Source organism: Pedobacter nutrimenti, from assembly GCF_032678445.1.
Classification (GTDB): Bacteria; Bacteroidota; Bacteroidia; order Sphingobacteriales; family Sphingobacteriaceae; genus Pedobacter; species Pedobacter nutrimenti_A.
On record NZ_JAVTSQ010000003.1, the window covers coordinates 227199 to 243384 of the forward strand.

General features: G+C 40.6%; 14 protein-coding genes. 9 read left to right on the top strand and 5 right to left on the bottom strand.

The genetic code is table 11. The annotated features are described in order from the left end of the window. Positions 1-2: 2 nt before the first annotated feature. Positions 3-845 (bottom strand): carboxylating nicotinate-nucleotide diphosphorylase, encoded by an 843-nt coding sequence (gene nadC, locus R2S08_RS06045; protein ID WP_316834297.1) that lies wholly within the window; start codon positions 843-845, stop codon positions 3-5. Between the two features lie 48 nt (positions 846-893). Further along, positions 894-1289, bottom strand: coding sequence for a DUF4783 domain-containing protein (locus tag R2S08_RS06050; RefSeq protein ID WP_316834298.1), 396 nt, complete (start codon positions 1287-1289; stop codon positions 894-896). 141 nt (positions 1290-1430) lie between these two features. On the opposite strand from R2S08_RS06050, the gene gpmI reads away from it, so the two are divergent. Then, the gene (gene gpmI, locus R2S08_RS06055) at positions 1431-2951 is read left to right on the top strand and encodes a 2,3-bisphosphoglycerate-independent phosphoglycerate mutase (RefSeq protein WP_316834299.1); all 1521 of its coding nucleotides are present in this window, start codon (positions 1431-1433) and stop codon (positions 2949-2951) included. Further along, a complete protein-coding gene (locus tag R2S08_RS06060; protein WP_316834300.1) occupies positions 2951-3475 on the top strand; it encodes a hypothetical protein in 525 nt (174 codons plus the stop codon). The genes gpmI and R2S08_RS06060 overlap by 1 nt, the downstream gene beginning before the upstream one ends. Before the next feature lie 79 nt (positions 3476-3554). Here the strand turns inward: R2S08_RS06060 and R2S08_RS06065 are convergent, their stop codons facing one another. After that, positions 3555-4181, bottom strand: a complete 627-nt coding sequence (locus R2S08_RS06065) for a tetratricopeptide repeat protein (RefSeq protein ID WP_316834301.1) — start codon at positions 4179-4181, stop codon at positions 3555-3557. Positions 4182-4452: 271 nt separating this feature from the next. Here R2S08_RS06065 and lon point away from each other — a divergent pair, with 271 nt between their 5' ends. Beyond that, positions 4453-6927: an endopeptidase La gene (gene lon / locus R2S08_RS06070; protein WP_316834302.1), complete on the top strand. Its 2475-nt coding sequence runs from the start codon at positions 4453-4455 to the stop codon at positions 6925-6927. Between the two features lie 60 nt (positions 6928-6987). Next, a complete protein-coding gene (locus R2S08_RS06075; protein ID WP_316834303.1) occupies positions 6988-7941 on the top strand; it encodes a lipid A deacylase LpxR family protein in 954 nt (317 codons plus the stop codon). Positions 7942-7969: 28 nt separating this feature from the next. Here R2S08_RS06075 and arfB read toward each other — a convergent pair whose 3' ends face one another. Then, positions 7970-8383, bottom strand: a complete 414-nt coding sequence (gene arfB, locus R2S08_RS06080) for an alternative ribosome rescue aminoacyl-tRNA hydrolase ArfB (RefSeq protein WP_316834304.1) — start codon at positions 8381-8383, stop codon at positions 7970-7972. A gap of 68 nt (positions 8384-8451) precedes the next feature. Between arfB and cmk the strand changes: the two genes are divergently transcribed. From cmk to R2S08_RS06105, 5 genes are all read left to right on the top strand, one after another. Then, entirely contained in the window at positions 8452-9138 is a 687-nt protein-coding gene (gene cmk, locus R2S08_RS06085) for a (d)CMP kinase (protein ID WP_316834305.1), read from the top strand. A 128-nt stretch (positions 9139-9266) separates the two neighbouring features. Beyond that, entirely contained in the window at positions 9267-10433 is a 1167-nt protein-coding gene (locus R2S08_RS06090) for an efflux RND transporter periplasmic adaptor subunit (protein WP_316834306.1), read from the top strand. 48 nt (positions 10434-10481) lie between these two features. After that, positions 10482-13658, top strand: a complete 3177-nt coding sequence (locus tag R2S08_RS06095) for an efflux RND transporter permease subunit (RefSeq protein WP_316834307.1) — start codon at positions 10482-10484, stop codon at positions 13656-13658. Positions 13659-13668: 10 nt separating this feature from the next. Beyond that, positions 13669-15072 carry an efflux transporter outer membrane subunit gene (locus tag R2S08_RS06100; protein ID WP_316834308.1) on the top strand — a complete coding sequence of 468 codons (1404 nt, stop codon included), beginning with the start codon at positions 13669-13671 and terminating at the stop codon, positions 15070-15072. An 85-nt stretch (positions 15073-15157) separates the two neighbouring features. Continuing rightward, entirely contained in the window at positions 15158-15574 is a 417-nt protein-coding gene (locus R2S08_RS06105; protein ID WP_316834309.1) for a DUF5655 domain-containing protein, read from the top strand. Positions 15575-15619: 45 nt separating this feature from the next. Here the strand turns inward: R2S08_RS06105 and R2S08_RS06110 are convergent, their stop codons facing one another. Then, positions 15620-16057 carry an OsmC family protein gene (locus tag R2S08_RS06110; RefSeq protein ID WP_108552830.1) on the bottom strand — a complete coding sequence of 146 codons (438 nt, stop codon included), beginning with the start codon at positions 16055-16057 and terminating at the stop codon, positions 15620-15622. Between the last annotated feature and the right edge of the window lie 129 nt (positions 16058-16186).

Below are 16186 nucleotides of genomic sequence, written 5' to 3' on the forward strand. Positions count from 1 at the left end.
TTCTAAAAGGCTTTTAAACTCATATCTAAACTCTTAACCGAATGCGTAAGTGCTCCCATAGAGATGTAATCTACACCACATTCTGCATATTGAGTTATATTTTCTTCCAAGATGCCTCCGGAGGCTTCTGTTGTATATCTGTGATCTATCGTATTAACCGCTGTTTTTAAATCATCAAAGCTGAAGTTGTCGAGCATGATGCGGTTAATATGTCCGGTTTGCAATACCTGATCCAATTCCTGAAGGTTTCTGACCTCTATCTCAATTTCCAGTTTTTTACCAGTTCTTTCCAGGTAATCATTTGCAGCATGGATTGCATTTACGATACCGCCGGCATAGTCTACATGATTATCCTTGATCAGGATCATATCATACAACCCAATCCGATGGTTTACACCTCCACCAATTTTAACTGCCCATTTTTCCAGATAGCGTAATCCTGGTGTAGTTTTCCTGGTATCCAGTATTTTCGCAGCATAAGGTTCCAAAAGCTGGACAACACGGTTGGTTTTTGTAGCTATACCACTCATTCGCTGCATACAGTTAAGCACTAATCTTTCTGCCAGCAGTATGGAATGTGTTTTTCCTTCTACAGTAAAAGCGATGTCTCCGTATTTTACCTGTGCACCATCCTCTATGAAGACCTCGACTTTTAAGTCCTTGTCTACCTGATTAAATATTTCGAGCGCAAGTTCCACACCTGCAAGCACGCCATCCTCTTTAATCAGTAATTTTGCTTTTCCTAAAGCTCCGGCCGGAATGGTTGAAAGTGAAGTATGATCTCCATCGCCTAAATCTTCAGCGATAGCATTTTTTATAAATAGGTCTATTATATGCTTGTCCAAATCATCAATTTTAAACCAAAAATAGCATTTTTACCTAAATTGTTTTATTTATTTCTCTGCTTCTATTCTCAAAGAAGTGATTAAAAAGACATTAGCCGTTTTTTTGGACGTTATAGAAACCCGGAATTTCCCATTTTTTGTGATTAAAGAAAGAATTCCAAACCGGATATTGGGGTTCGTATTAATGAGATGTACAACGGTAGAATTAACAGCCGGGTGTTTGGTGAAAAAATCTCTTAAAATTTGTTCTGCCTGTAGTTTTGAGTAGACATCTTCCTCATTAATCAGACTTAACTCAACAGACGAACTGAAACTTTTAGCGATCTCCCTGGAGTTTCCTGCTTTAAACAGAGCAGACATTTCATCAACAAAATCCCCCTGAAATAGCGAAGAAGGAAGAAAAGGCATAACAAAAACGAGCACCGGAAGTAAAAATCTGATCATCTCAATTAATCTATAATCCCCAGTCCTACATAAACTATGCCATTAATAGATCATAAATTGCAATTAAGTGCCTTTTAAAACCCTAATAGACTTATATTTGTTCATCTAAAATAAGACAAGATTTTTAACTAAAATATGCTGATGGAACATAAAAAAGTAATGCTTCTGATCCTGGACGGCTGGGGTTATGGTAAACAGGACAAATCTGATGCCGCCTATGCCGCAAATACCCCTTTCTTTGATTCCTTATTAAAAAAATACCCCAACTCTAAACTGGAAGCCTCAGGTGAAGCTGTAGGCCTACCTGCCGGCCAGATGGGAAATTCAGAAGTTGGGCATATGAACCTGGGTGCAGGACGTGTGGTATATCAGGAACTGGGCAGAATCAATAAGGCAATCAGCGACCGGAGCCTCTTTTCTAATCCTGTACTCAAAGATGCATTTAATTATGCAAAAGAAAATAACAAAGCTGTCCATTTCATAGGTTTGCTTTCTGACGGTGGCGTTCATGCGCATATCAACCATCTTAAAGCGCTTTGCGATGCTGCAGATGAAGAAGGATTAAAAAAAGTATTTGTACATGCTTTCCTCGATGGAAGGGATACCGACCCCAATTCAGGGCTTGGCTTTGTTAAGGATCTTCAGGCTCATCTTGAAAAATCTTCTGCCCAGCTGGCCAGTATGATTGGTCGCTATTATGCAATGGACCGGGATTCCAGATGGGAAAGGGTAAAACAAGCTTATGATTTGCTGACAAAAGGTGTTGGCGAAGCTACACAAAATGCAGCTGGGGCACTTGAGCATTCCTATGCAGATGGTGTAACAGACGAATTTGTAAAACCTATTGTCATTACAAAGGCAGACGGCTCTCCTACCGCAACAATACAGCCGGATGATGTAGTGATCTGTTTCAATTATAGAACAGACCGCGGACGTGAGATCACTTCTGCGCTATGCCAGCAGGATTATGCTGAATTTAATATGCATAAGCTGCCATTGTATTATGTGACAATGACAACGTATGACGAGAATTTCATAAACGTTAAGGTAATCTTCACTAAAGATGATCTGAGTGAGACATTGGGAGAGGTTTTGGAAAAACACCACAAAAACCAAATTAGGATTGCGGAAACAGAAAAATATCCACATGTAACTTTCTTCTTTTCTGGAGGCAGGGAGCAGGTTTTCGAGAATGAAAAACGTATTATGATCCCATCTCCTAAAGTTGCCACTTATGATCTGCAACCGGAAATGAGCGCACAGGGCATTACCGACGCCATTGTAAAGGAGTTGGAAACGGGCTGGGCCGATTTCATTTGTCTGAACTTTGCAAACCCTGATATGGTTGGCCATACCGGTGTATTCGACGCAGTAGTTAAAGCTGTAGAAACCGCTGACCGTTGTGCAGAAGCCGTAGTGACCAAGGGATTGGAAAAAGGTTATTCTTTTATCATCCTGGCCGATCACGGGAACTCAGAATTTATGATCAATCAGGATGGCTCGGTAAATACTGCTCACACCACCAATCTGGTACCCTGCATTCTGGTAGACAATGATTATACGTCTATTGCAGATGGAAAACTTGGCGATGTTGCCCCAACAATCTTAAAATTAATGGGAATTCCTAAACCAGAGATCATGACTGGAAATTACCTGATCTGATGAAGAAGCATCTGTTTTTACTTTCTTCCTTAGGGTTTCTTGCGGCTTGTCATCCATCTGCCCCAAACCCTCATGTAGAAGATAAGTATTTTAATATTCAGCATTATTTTCAACAAGAGGCGCTTCGCTTAAATAAAGCGAAGCCTCTTGTTGAAAAAACTGTTGTGGTCAATGGCGCTGAAGAGAAGAAAAAGGTGAGCATTGCTGACTGGAACAGGGAATTTTCTGTCTTTTCAGATGCTGATATTAACAAATCGGCCTGGAAAGGTGCTTTTAAAGTAACAAAAACAAAGATCGAGGAATTGTATGTAAATACAGAAGATAAGATTCCTGTAAAGCAGGTTCTTGTGTATAGAGCAGGTGATCAGGTTACTGGTATTAAAATCTTACAGAACACGACTAATTACCTATATAAATCAGTCGATACGCTGGTATATTATCCTGATAGCCTATACCAGATCAGTAAAACGCAACATATTAAATTACTGAATGCGAAGGCGTATAAAATTACCGGAAAATTCTAGGTTATACAAAAGATGATTAATGCAAAAGGGCGGTATTTTTTTTTACAAATACCGCCCTTTTGCTGTTGAGTTGTTTCTCTTATTTAAGACTGACTATCTGGGCTTTTACATAATCCACTAAAGACAAAATGTCCTTTCTTTGTGGCTGTATAATTAAAATCTTCTGAAAATCAGAAGTTGCATTATTGAATAAAGCAATACATGCTGTTTTCTCCGTAGTTTTTTTCACCTTGTAAGATTTGAAGATGGCATAGTCTTTATAGGCAATGCCCCTGTTTTGCAACAATTGTGCATTTTCTTCCCCACTAATTTCAATGGCCTTCGTAAAATCTTTAATTGCCGAGACATAGAAATTATCGCGCATCTGGTTTAAGGATTCTTTGGGGTCATTGGCAATATTCTGTCTGGCCTTTCCCCTGTAATAATAAGCAGAGTACTCTGATGGCTTCAATGCAATAAGCCTGGTATAGGTGGATATTGCATTTTCAAAATCCCCGCACTGAAAGTAAGAATACCCCAGCATTTTCAATACCTCTGCGTTATTCGGGTTTTTTACATCCGCTTTTTCCAACTGGCTCACCGCACCCTTAAAATCACCCTTCATCATGGCCTGCATACCTAACTTATCATAGCCGCCAGTTTGGGCCATAGATGTTGCTGTAGAAAAAACAATTAAAAGGAAGATCGCTTGTTTTAGGTAATTCATTAAATTTTAATTAAAAAATAAAGATATAAAAATCAAAGGTAAACTTCAGACAACTATTGTACCATTTGCAAATATTAATTTCTTTAACGCTGAATAAGCAAAAATATGATTGGCTGTGAAATAATTTTTACACACTGCCTTTTTAGCATGATAAACCCCTTACCTTTGCTTTGGCACAAGAGTTGAAAATATAGGATTCAACACATAATTAATATTTCCGCGACGACATGCTGTCAGATTGTCGTTTATTATTTTAAGAAAGGCTTTTTTAATGAGTATAAAAGATCAGTTTGATTTTGGCAATGCGCTTCCCATCATAAATGAAGATACAGAATTCTTTCCGCTGATGTCTCAGCAGGACGAAGACGAAATGAATAACGAAGAAACACCAGAAATCCTGGCCATTTTGCCACTGCGCAATACGGTCCTTTTTCCTGGTGTGGTAATTCCGATCACGGTTGGCAGAGATAAATCGATAAAGCTAATCAAGGAAGCCTACAAGGGCAACAAGATTATAGGTGTTGTATCACAGCGGGATGTTTCGATTGAGGATCCTACTTTCGATCAGCTGAATAGTGTGGGAACAGTAGCCCATATCATCAAAATGCTTCAAATGCCTGATGGCAACACCACTGTAATTATACAGGGCAAGCAACGTTTCAGGCTAATTTCAGAAGTTCAGTCTGAACCGTACATAAAAGTAACCATTGAAAAATTCGAGGAGGCCAAGCATAAGTCGGATAAAGAGTTTAAAGCACTGGTCGCTTCTATAAGAGAAATGTCTTCGCAGATTATACAGCTGTCACCAAATATTCCAAGTGAGGCTGGCATTGCGTTAAAAAATATTGAAAGCACTTCTTTCCTGATCAATTTCATCTCTTCCAATATGAATGCCGACGTGGCAGACAAACAGAAGATGCTGGAAATGTCCAGTCAGCGTGACAGGGCAGAAATGGTCATGGAATTGCTTACGCTAGAACTGCAGATGCTGGAGTTGAAGAACCAGATCCAGTCTAAGGTTCGTACAGATCTGGATAAACAACAAAGGGATTACTTTTTAAACCAGCAATTGAAAACCATCCAGGAAGAGCTTGGAGGCAATTCTTCTGATGTGGAGTATGAGGCACTGGAAGTCCGTGCAAAGAAGAAAAAATGGGAGGTTCATGTTCGGGACCATTTCAACAAAGAACTGGAAAAATTAGGCCGGATGAACCCCGCAGCTCCGGATTATTCCATCCAGATCAACTACCTTGAACTTTTGCTTGACCTTCCATGGAATGAATTCACTAAAGACAATTTTGACCTGAAGCGTGCACAGCGTGTATTGGACAAAGATCATTTTGGACTGGAGAAAGTAAAACAACGGATCATCGAATATCTTGCCGTACTGAAACTTAAACGGAATATGAAGGCTCCGATCATCTGTCTGGTTGGCCCTCCGGGTGTTGGTAAAACCTCCCTGGGCAAATCTATCGCAAAGGCCTTAAACCGTAAATATGTAAGGATGGCTCTTGGTGGTATCAGAGACGAAGCTGAAATCCGCGGACATAGAAAAACATATATTGGAGCAATGCCGGGCCGTATCATTCAATCCATTAAAAAAGCTGGTGCGGCTAACCCGGTATTTGTGCTGGATGAAATTGATAAAGTAGGTTCTGACTTCAGGGGAGATCCTTCTTCTGCCCTGTTGGAGGTGCTGGATCCTGAGCAAAACAATGCATTTAACGATCATTATGTGGAAACAGATTATGATTTATCTAATGTTTTGTTTATTGCCACAGCCAACTCTTTGAGCACTATACAGCCGGCACTGCTAGATCGTATGGAAATCATTGAAGTTAACGGCTATACGATTGAAGAGAAAATAGAAATTGCAAAAAAATATTTACTGCCTAAGCAGAAAGAGATCCACGGTATAAAATCGAAGGATATTACGCTTAAATCTGGTTTGATTGAGAAAGTCATTGAAGATTATACCAGAGAATCTGGTGTACGCGGTCTGGAGAAGAAAATTGGCTCGCTGGTAAGAGGTGTGGCAACAAAGATTGCCATGGAAGAGACTTACGAACCGGTATTGACCAATGATGATGTAGAACGCATCCTTGGTGCTCCGATCTATGACAAAGACTTATATGAAGGCAACGAAGTTGCTGGCGTGGTAACCGGATTGGCATGGACATCTGTTGGTGGCGATATCTTGTTTATAGAGGCTAGCCTGAGCCCCGGAAAGGGTAAACTGACACTGACAGGAAACCTTGGAGAAGTGATGAAAGAATCTGCGGTAATTGCCCTCGCTTACCTGCGTGCACACGCTGGTTTATTTGGTATTGCCTATGAATTGTTTGACCAGTTTGACATCCATGTGCATGTTCCTGCCGGAGCAACACCTAAAGATGGCCCTTCTGCCGGTATTACCATGCTTACAGCTCTAACTTCTGCATTTACCCAACGTAAAGTGAAATCAAATCTGGCTATGACAGGAGAAATCACCTTAAGAGGGAAAGTTCTTCCTGTTGGAGGTATCAAAGAGAAGATATTGGCTGCTAAACGGGCAAACATTAAGGATATTATTTTATGCAAATCCAATAAAAAAGATATCCTGGAAATTAAAGAAAGCTATATCAAAGACCTGAATTTCCATTATGTAACGGAAATGAAAGAAGTCATTGAACTGGCGCTGACAAAAGATAAGGTTAAAAATCCTCAGGATTTGACAATTAAAACAAAGCCTGCAGCGACTAATTAATAAAATTAGATATATTTAAGGCCCCGGACCGATCGTCCGGGGCTTTTTTAATTCCTTTCCATGAAATTTTTAAAATACCTTATTGTGTTGCTCTGTGGACTGTCTTTTCAAATGGCGAATGCACAGACCTATAAAAATGAATTTGGCTTTAAAAGCGACAACGATGCTTATCTGGGACAAGGTTCAGACCGTTATTACACCAATGGATTGTTTCTGAACTTTAAACATGCACTCGACCAGAGTAAATTAAAAGAAAACCTGGAAAAAAAGACCTGGGAAATTACTGCCGGCCAAAAGATGTTCAATCCTTATTCGGGATATGCTCCGGATCCCACACTGCAAGACCGTCCTTTTGCTGGTTATTTATACGTGGAAGGCACAATGAATTGGTTTTTCAAAAACGAGAGCATTCTGAGGACAAGTGTGCAGATTGGTACAACCGGGCCCAATTCACTGGCACAAAAAGGACAGGAACTTTTGCACAGAACCGTTGGTTTTTATACGCCTGAAGGATGGGACTATCAGATCAAAAATGAAATGGCTATTAATCTTTCTGCACAATACACCCGTCTATTGTACCGGACAGCTGATCCTATTGCAGATTTTTCTTTTGAGGGTTATGCGAATGCAGGTACGACTTTTAGCGGTGCCGGAGCAGGGATATTGTTTAGGATAGGAAGCATCAACCAGCTTTTTAATTCTTCCTATACCAATGCTGTAGTGGGAAACAATGCAAAAACCAAGGGATTGGTTAAACAGGAAATCTTCTTTTATGCCAAGCCACAGTTAAACTTTATTGCTTACGATGCGACCATTCAGGGCAGTTTATTTAACAACAACAGTCCGGTAACATTTGGATCGAAACCAATTGTGTTTGCGCAACAATTGGGTGTAGATTACAGTTCACAGCGATTTACATTTGATTTTGGGGTTTTGTTCAAAACGAAGGAAGTAAAGAGTGTGGCAAGAGCCCATCAATGGGGAACAATCAGTATGGCCTACAGATTTAACTAAATCTGCTCTGTTATAAAATAAAGAAGCCTCAATAATCTAATTGAGGCTTCTTTCGGTTTGCTTTTTTAAAGGAGCGTGTTTGCTTGTCTTCCAAGCGCTTTCGCACCACCGCTCCGGGAATCCGGGTAGGCTTTCTTTTCTTATCAACATGCAGGGCCACCTTCAGTAAATGAAGTAGTTTAACAATCGTTTTTTCCTTATTTAACAATTGACTCCTGTCTTCCTGTGATACCACATGAAGGTTGCCTTCCTGATCAATACGATGCCCCAGCCGCTCTGAAAGCAAGGCCTTTTCTTCCGGATTGAAAAAAGGTGCATCAACAATATTGATCACCAATTCTACTTTACTGGAAACTTTGTTCACGTTTTGTCCACCTTTTCCTCCGCTTCTCGAAGTTTTAAAGGTGGCTATTTTCATAATCTCTTCTCTTACAGGTAACATTTTGTAAAAATAATATTTTAAAGGCATTTTAACCTTAAAAATTGGCTAAAGTATTAACTTTGCGCCATATGAGAAAAAACCTTGTGATTGCCATTGACGGCTATTCATCCTGCGGAAAAAGTACCCTGGCAAAGGCCCTGGCTAAAAAATTAGGTTTCATATATATAGACAGTGGTGCCATGTACCGAGCTGTAACACTCTATTTCATCAGAAATCATGTCAATATGAACGACGATGAAGCCGTAAAAGATGCCCTTCAACATATAGAATTGAATTTTCATTCCCGGGACTATGAATCTCATATTACTTTAAACGGAGAAGAAGTTTCTGAGGAGATCCGTTTAATGCCTGTTTCTGAGAATGTAAGTGCTGTATCTGCGAATAAACTAGTTCGTAAGGAAATGGTGAAACAGCAGCAGCGTATGGGAAAATCCAAAAACATTGTAATGGATGGCAGAGATATTGGCACAAAGGTGTTTGAAGACGCACAGGTAAAACTCTTTATGACCGCAGATCCTAAAATTCGGGCGGAAAGACGTTTTAATGAAATGAAGAGCAAAGGAGATACCACCACCACGCTCGAAGAAGTTTTCGAAAATATTGCTCACCGGGATTATGCCGATACCACCCGTGCAGAAAGTCCGTTGACCCGGGCAGAAGATGCCATTATTTTAGACAATACAGACATCACCCAACAAGAGCAACTTGACTTTGCTTTAGAAAAAGTCAAGCCCTATTTGCCTGTTATTTCGTAGTTTTCTGCAAAGCTTTAGTTACAAAAGCCTCTGAGACTTAAACATTACAATTTAATGTTTAATCTGTATTTTAGTATTAATATTTTCGTCGCCATTGACTTACAAAGACATAAAAAATTAATATTAAAATGAAGTTAACAGTCCACTCCATCTACTTACTACTACCCGCTTTACTGATGATCAGTTCTTGTGGAAACACTGGTCAGAAAAAGGATGCCGCCAAAACTGATCAGGTTCAGGCTTATCCCGTTTTCGCAGTAAACACCCAATCTGCCACGCTCCAGACTCAATACCCGGCCACGCTAGAAGGCATACAAAATATTGATATCCGCCCGAAAGTGGATGGTTTTATCGAAAAAATCTACGTGGATGAGGGTGCTGCAGTGAAAAAAGGGCAACTGTTATTCAGCATTAATGCACCTCAGTACGAACAAGCAGTTAGAACAGCAAAGGCAGCCATCAGCAGTGCTGAGGCCGACGTCAATACCGCACAGCTTCAGGTTACCAAAACAAAACCTCTGGTAGACAAAGACATCATCAGTAAATATGAACTGGATGCTGCACAGCTGACTCTTCAAACTAAAAAAGCGGCATTGGCTCAAGCCAAAGCAGAACTGGTAAATGCAAACGTAAACCTGGGTTATACCCATATTACCAGCCCTGTTGATGGTGTAATTGGAAGTATCCCTTATAAAACCGGAAGTTTAGTGAGCAGTACCAGCGCAGATCCCCTGACAACTGTAGCCAACATTTCCAGAATTTTCGCCTACTTCTCCATGAATGAGAAACAGTTGCTGGATTTCTCCAGAAATTATAAAGGTAAAACACTGGACGAGCAGATGAAGAATATTCCTGCCGTCTCCCTGGTATTGGCCGACGGCACTACCTATGCTGAAAATGGAAAAATAGAATCTATCAACAGTCAGATCAATACCAGTACAGGTTCTGCAAGCTTAAGGGCAACCTTTTCCAATCCTGTCAGATTGTTGAAAAGCGGAGCAAGTGCTTCGGTGAGCATACCTCAGCATGTGGACAATGCCATTCTGATTCCTCAAAAATCAACAACCGATCTGCAGGGCAAGAAATTCGTCTATGTGCTGAACAGCAGTGGCGAAGTCAAAAACACTGAAATTGAAATCATGGAAAATACTGTAAACAATTTCTATGTGGTGACTAAAGGACTTAAAGCAGGCGACAAAGTGGTACTTGAAGGGTTTCAATCTCTTAAAGACGGCGTAAAAATTAAGCCTGAAGAACAGAGTGCCGATGTCGTATTTGCCGACCTTAAAAAATAATTAACCTGCTGATGTGATCCGGTTTTCAAACCGGTTGAAAAAGAAAATATGTTTAAGAAATTTATAGAAAAACCCGTATTGTCAACGGTGATCTCGATCATCATTGTCATCCTGGGTATACTGGGATTAATTACCATCCCGGTTTCTCAATATCCCGAAATTGCCCCCCCAACAGTTCAGGTATCTGCATCCTACCAAGGGGCCAATGCTGACGTTGTGATGAACAGCGTTGTTGTACCGCTGGAAGAACAGATTAATGGTGTGGAAGACATGACTTATATGACTTCTACTTCCAGTAACGATGGTACAGCCACGATTACCGTAAATTTTAAACTGGGTACAAATCCTGACCTGGCCGCAGTAAACGTACAGAACAGGGTATCCAGGGCAACCAGCTTATTGCCTGCAGAAGTCACAAAAGCAGGTGTAATTACAGCTAAGAAACAAGCCAGTAACGTACTGATCTTTGGTTTGTACAGTGATAACCCTTCTTACGATCAGAAATTTTTACAGAACTATGCAAACATCAACCTGATTCCTCAAATTAAAAGGATTAATGGTGTTGGCGATGCGAATGCTTTTGGTTTAATGGATTACACCATGCGGATCTGGCTTAAACCTGATGTAATGGCGAGTTATGGTCTGGTTCCAAATGATGTGAGCGTGGCTTTAGCGGAACAAAATATTGAGGCTGCGCCCGGCCAGTTCGGTGAGCAAGGGAACCAATCTTTCCAGTATACTTTAAAATATTCGGGCCGTTTAAAGAATGAACAGCAATTCAGCGACATTATTATCAGAACGGGTACCAATGGACAGGTATTGCGTCTTAAAGATGTGGCCAGGATTGAACTCGGTGCTCAAAGCTATGCCAGTTCTGTAAGCTTTGATGGTAAACCTGCATTAGGTATTGCCATTAATCAAACCGCGGGGTCGAATGCAAAGGATGTTATTGAAGGCTCCTTAAAAGTTCTGGACGATGCAGCTGCATCCTTCCCTAAAGGTGTTCATTACGCACCACTGGTGAATGTGAACGATTTCCTGGATGCTTCTATCGAAAAAGTACTGCATACTTTGATTGAAGCCTTTATTCTGGTGTTCCTGGTTGTATTTATTTTCCTTCAGGATTTCCGTTCTACCTTGATCCCGGCCATCAGTGTTCCTGTGGCCATTATAGGAACTTTCTTTTTCCTGAGCTTATTTGGTTTTACCATCAACTTGTTAACCCTGTTTGCATTGGTGCTGGCCATTGGTATTGTGGTGGATGATGCTATTGTGGTTGTAGAAGCGGTCCACGCCAAGCTGGACCATGGTTACAAATCTGCAAAAAAGGCAACTATAGATGCCATGGATGATATTACCGGTGCAATCATTTCCATTACACTGGTTATGGCAGCAGTGTTTATCCCGGTAAGTTTTATTCAGGGATCATCTGGTGTATTTTATAAACAATTCGGATTAACACTGGCCATTGCTATTATTCTCTCTGCGATCAATGCTTTGACGTTGAGTCCTGCTTTATGTGCACTGTTTTTAAAACCGCATGCAGAGGAGCATGAAAAGAAAAAGAGCTTTCTTCAAAAATTCTATATTGCATTTAATACTTCCTTTGACCGCATGACCGGCCGGTATAAAAAGTCGGTCAGCTTCCTGTCCAAAAACAAATGGATGGCCGTTGGAGGTATTGCCTTGTTTACTGTAGTGCTGATCTGGACCATGAGAACAACTCCAAAAGGATTTGTACCTAATGAAGATCTTGGAACGATCTATTCTGATATCTCTCTGCCAGCTGCCACTTCACAGGAACAGACCAATGTCGTGATCTCAAAAATTGACAGTGTTGTACACACTATACCAGAAGTTAGAAACTCTTTAAAGGTTATTGGACGGAGTTTGATCAGTGGTACAGGTAGTTCTTACGGAATGGTAATTTCCAGATTAAAGCCGTGGAACGAACGGGAACGGGATGTAAAGGCAATTATTGCTGAGCTTTTTGCGAAAACGGCTGGTATCAAAGGTGCTAAGATCATTTTCTTTGCTCCACCTACTATCCAGGGTTTTGGTACCAGTGGTGGTTTTGAATTTCAGTTACAGGACAAAACAGGTGGCGATATTAATAAATTTAATGCAATTGGGAATGAGTTCCTTGCTGCATTGAACAAAAGAAAAGAGGTGCAGTACGCTGCGACTTCTTTTAACCCGAATTTCCCGCAATACCAGGTGGATGTCAATATTGCCGTTGCAAAACAAGCTGGATTGAGTGTGAGTGATGTACTGGGTGTATTGCAAGGATACTATGGTGGTGTTTATGCTTCCAACTTCAATAAGTTTGGAAAGCAATACCGGGTGATGTATCAGGCTGACGCAAAATACCGTGCCAACCAACAAAGTTTAAACGGCATTTATGTAAGAAATGCCAGCGGAAAAATGGCGCCGATTTCGGAGTTTATCACGCTAACTAAAGTATACGGCCCTCAGGCTATTTCCCGTTTCAACTTGTTTACCTCTATCTCGGTGACTGGAAACCCGAACCCTGGATTCAGTTCTGGTGATGCTTTAAAAGCTGTACAAGAAGAAGCTGCTATCCATTTACCAGCCGGATATGGCTACGAGTTCTCCGGTTTATCACGTGAAGAGGTAGCTGGCGGTAACCAAACCGTATTTATTTTCTTACTGTGTGTGATTTTTGTGTACTTCCTGCTTTGCGCACAATATGAAAGTTATATTCTTCCATTAGCCGTTTTAATTTCTCTCCCTATCGGTCTGGCTGGTGTATTTATCTTCGATAAGATCTTTGGTATTGACAACAATATCTATACACAAATTACCCTGATCATGCTGGTGGGACTGCTGGCAAAAAATGCCATTTTGATTGTTGAATTTGCCGTAGACCGCCGCAGAAAGGGAATGAGCATAGTAAATTCTGCTATTGAAGGTGCGACAGCTCGCTTGCGCCCCATTCTGATGACCTCTTTTGCTTTTATCCTTGGTTTACTCCCACTTATGCTTTCTACCGGTGTAGGTGCTGCGGGTAATAAATCTATTGGTACAGGTGCCGTTGGGGGAATGCTTATTGGTACATTATTTGGTATTTTCGTTATTCCTGCACTCTTTATTATTTTCCAGAGTTTACAGGAAAGGGTAAGCAGTAAATCACCTTTTGATGATGATATTATAGAGGAACAACAGGACCTTGAATTTCCGGTAGCTGATATGCGTGAACATTAATTTTAAAAACATGAACACTAGATATAATAAATTTTATTTCATTGCCGGATTCTTTGCACTTACCCTATCCGCCTGTGTAACAAAAAAATACGAACGTCCTTCGATCAATTCAAAGGACCTCTATCGTAGCGTTACAGATTCGGATACCACGACCATAGCTAACCTGTCGTGGAAAGTGCTTTTTACAGATCAAACCCTACAGGGATTGATCCAGCAGGGCATTAACGAGAACCTAGATTTAAAACAGGCAATCGAAAAAATTAAGGCTGCTCAGGCAACGCTAAATGCGAGCAAAGCAGCTTTCCTTCCGAGTTTAAATGCAAGTCTATCTGCCACAGACAACAAACAGTCTAAAGCGGCTGTTAACCTCCCTTCGGGTGTAAATATAGCTACAGAGACACAGACGTATACCGGACAGCTCAGTACCAGCTGGCAGGCAGACATCTGGGGCAAATTAAGCAGTGCCAAAAGATCTGCTTATGCTTCTTTATTACAAACAGATGCAGCGAAAAGAGCTGTTCAAACCAGCCTGATTGCCAGTATTGCCAATGCTTATTATACCCTTCTTTCTTTAGACCAGCAACTGGCCATTACCGAGCAAACGGTAAAGATCAGACAGACGGATGTAGAAACAATGAAGTCTTTAAAAGACGGTGCTATCGTAAACGGAGCTGCAGTGGTACAAAGTGAAGCAAACTTATATGCAGCACAAGTCACTATTCCAGATTTGAAACGCAGTATAAGAGAAGCTGAAAATGCATTGAGTATCCTGTTGGGTAAAGGCCCTGGAGAAATTACGCGCACCACGATGGACCAGCAAACCGCTTATGCTGATTTGCGCACAGGTGTCTCTTCACAGTTGCTTCAAAATCGCCCTGATGTCCAGGAGGCCGAATTTGCTTTCAGAGCGGCATTTGAGAACACCAATAATGCGAAAACTTATTTTTATCCGGCGCTGACATTAACTGCTAACGGTGGTTTATCGTCCCTTAAACTGAAAAACTTCTTTGACAATTCTATCTTTTATAGTTTAGTTGGAGGTCTTACTCAGCCAATATTTAATAACGGGCAAAATAAAGCCCGATTAAAAACGGCTCAGGCGCAACAACAACAAGCTTTCTATGCTTTTCAAAAGACTTTGTTAACCAGCGGAGCCGAGGTATCTAATGCTTTGTATGCTTATCAGACAGCTAACGAGAAAGCAGAAACCAGAGCTAAACAAATTGCTTCATTGACTAAAGCGGTTGATTACACCAAAGAATTGTTGCGCTACAGTTCTGCTACAAATTATACAGATGTATTAACTTCGGAACAAAGCTTACTCGCTGCACAGCTAAGCGGTGTAAATGATAAATTACAAAAACTACAGGCCGTTGTGAATCTATATGAGGCACTTGGCGGCGGTTCTAAATAACCATTAACATATAATGGAGAAAAACAGCCTGTTCGAACAACAGGCTGTTTTTTTTATCTATTATATTTGTCTAAAGTAAACGAGTATGTGGATCTGTCCTTTATGTAATCAGACTTTTCTAAAAAACAATCAGTCTCATGCCTGCAATGAAATGCAGGTAGAAGATTTTCTTCGCGGAAAATCTGACCATACCCTTAGCTTGTTCCGGCATTTCACCGAACACGTATCTCAGATCGCAGAGATCAAACTAAATACGACAAAAACCATGATCAGTATAGAATGTGAAGGAAAAAGGAATATTTATATTTCCCAACTTGGCAAGAATTTTCTCCATGCTGTATTTATTTTCAAACAACTGTACCCTGATAATTTATGCTTTATAAAATTTGGCCAGGTACCCGGAAGTGATCAATTTAACCACCATTTCAGGATGTATGAGAAAGAAGACCTTAATGAGGAAGTAGATCAGTTTATAAGAATGGCACTGAACGGAGCCAGTTAAAGATTACGGCCTTGTTCTTCAACAAAGCCGTAATACCAAGAATTTTTATGCGCTAAAGCTAATGTTCAATGTAATTGGAGTTGCACTTAATGCTTTACTTACCGGACAACCCGCTTTTGCGGCATTGGCCAGTTCTGTAAATTTAGCTTCATCCATTCCGGAGACTTTACCTTTCAAGTCAAGAGTAATGCTGGAAATAGCAAAACCGCCCTCTACAGGATCCAAAGAAACAGTTGCCTCGGTGGTCAGTTCATCGGCTGTGAAACCTGCTGCAACGATCATAAAGCTCAATTGCATATTAAAACAGCCCGCATGTGCTGCTGCGATTAATTCCTCAGGATTGGTTCCGGCTTTTCCGTCTTCATTTTCGAAGCGCGTTTTGAAACTATAAGGTGTTTGATCAAAGAACTTATTGGAGGAAGACAATGTTCCTTTACCTTCTAATCCTGTACCGTTCCATACGGCTGTAACTCTTCTTTTCATGTATTTAAATTTATTGTTTTTGGGGATCCGTAAGTATCCGCAGATACCGTTTTACTTACATAAACCTAAGCATTCCTTTTAAACTTTACAACAATTTAAGACAGTCATTTCGTTAAGTCAAGCGCCATA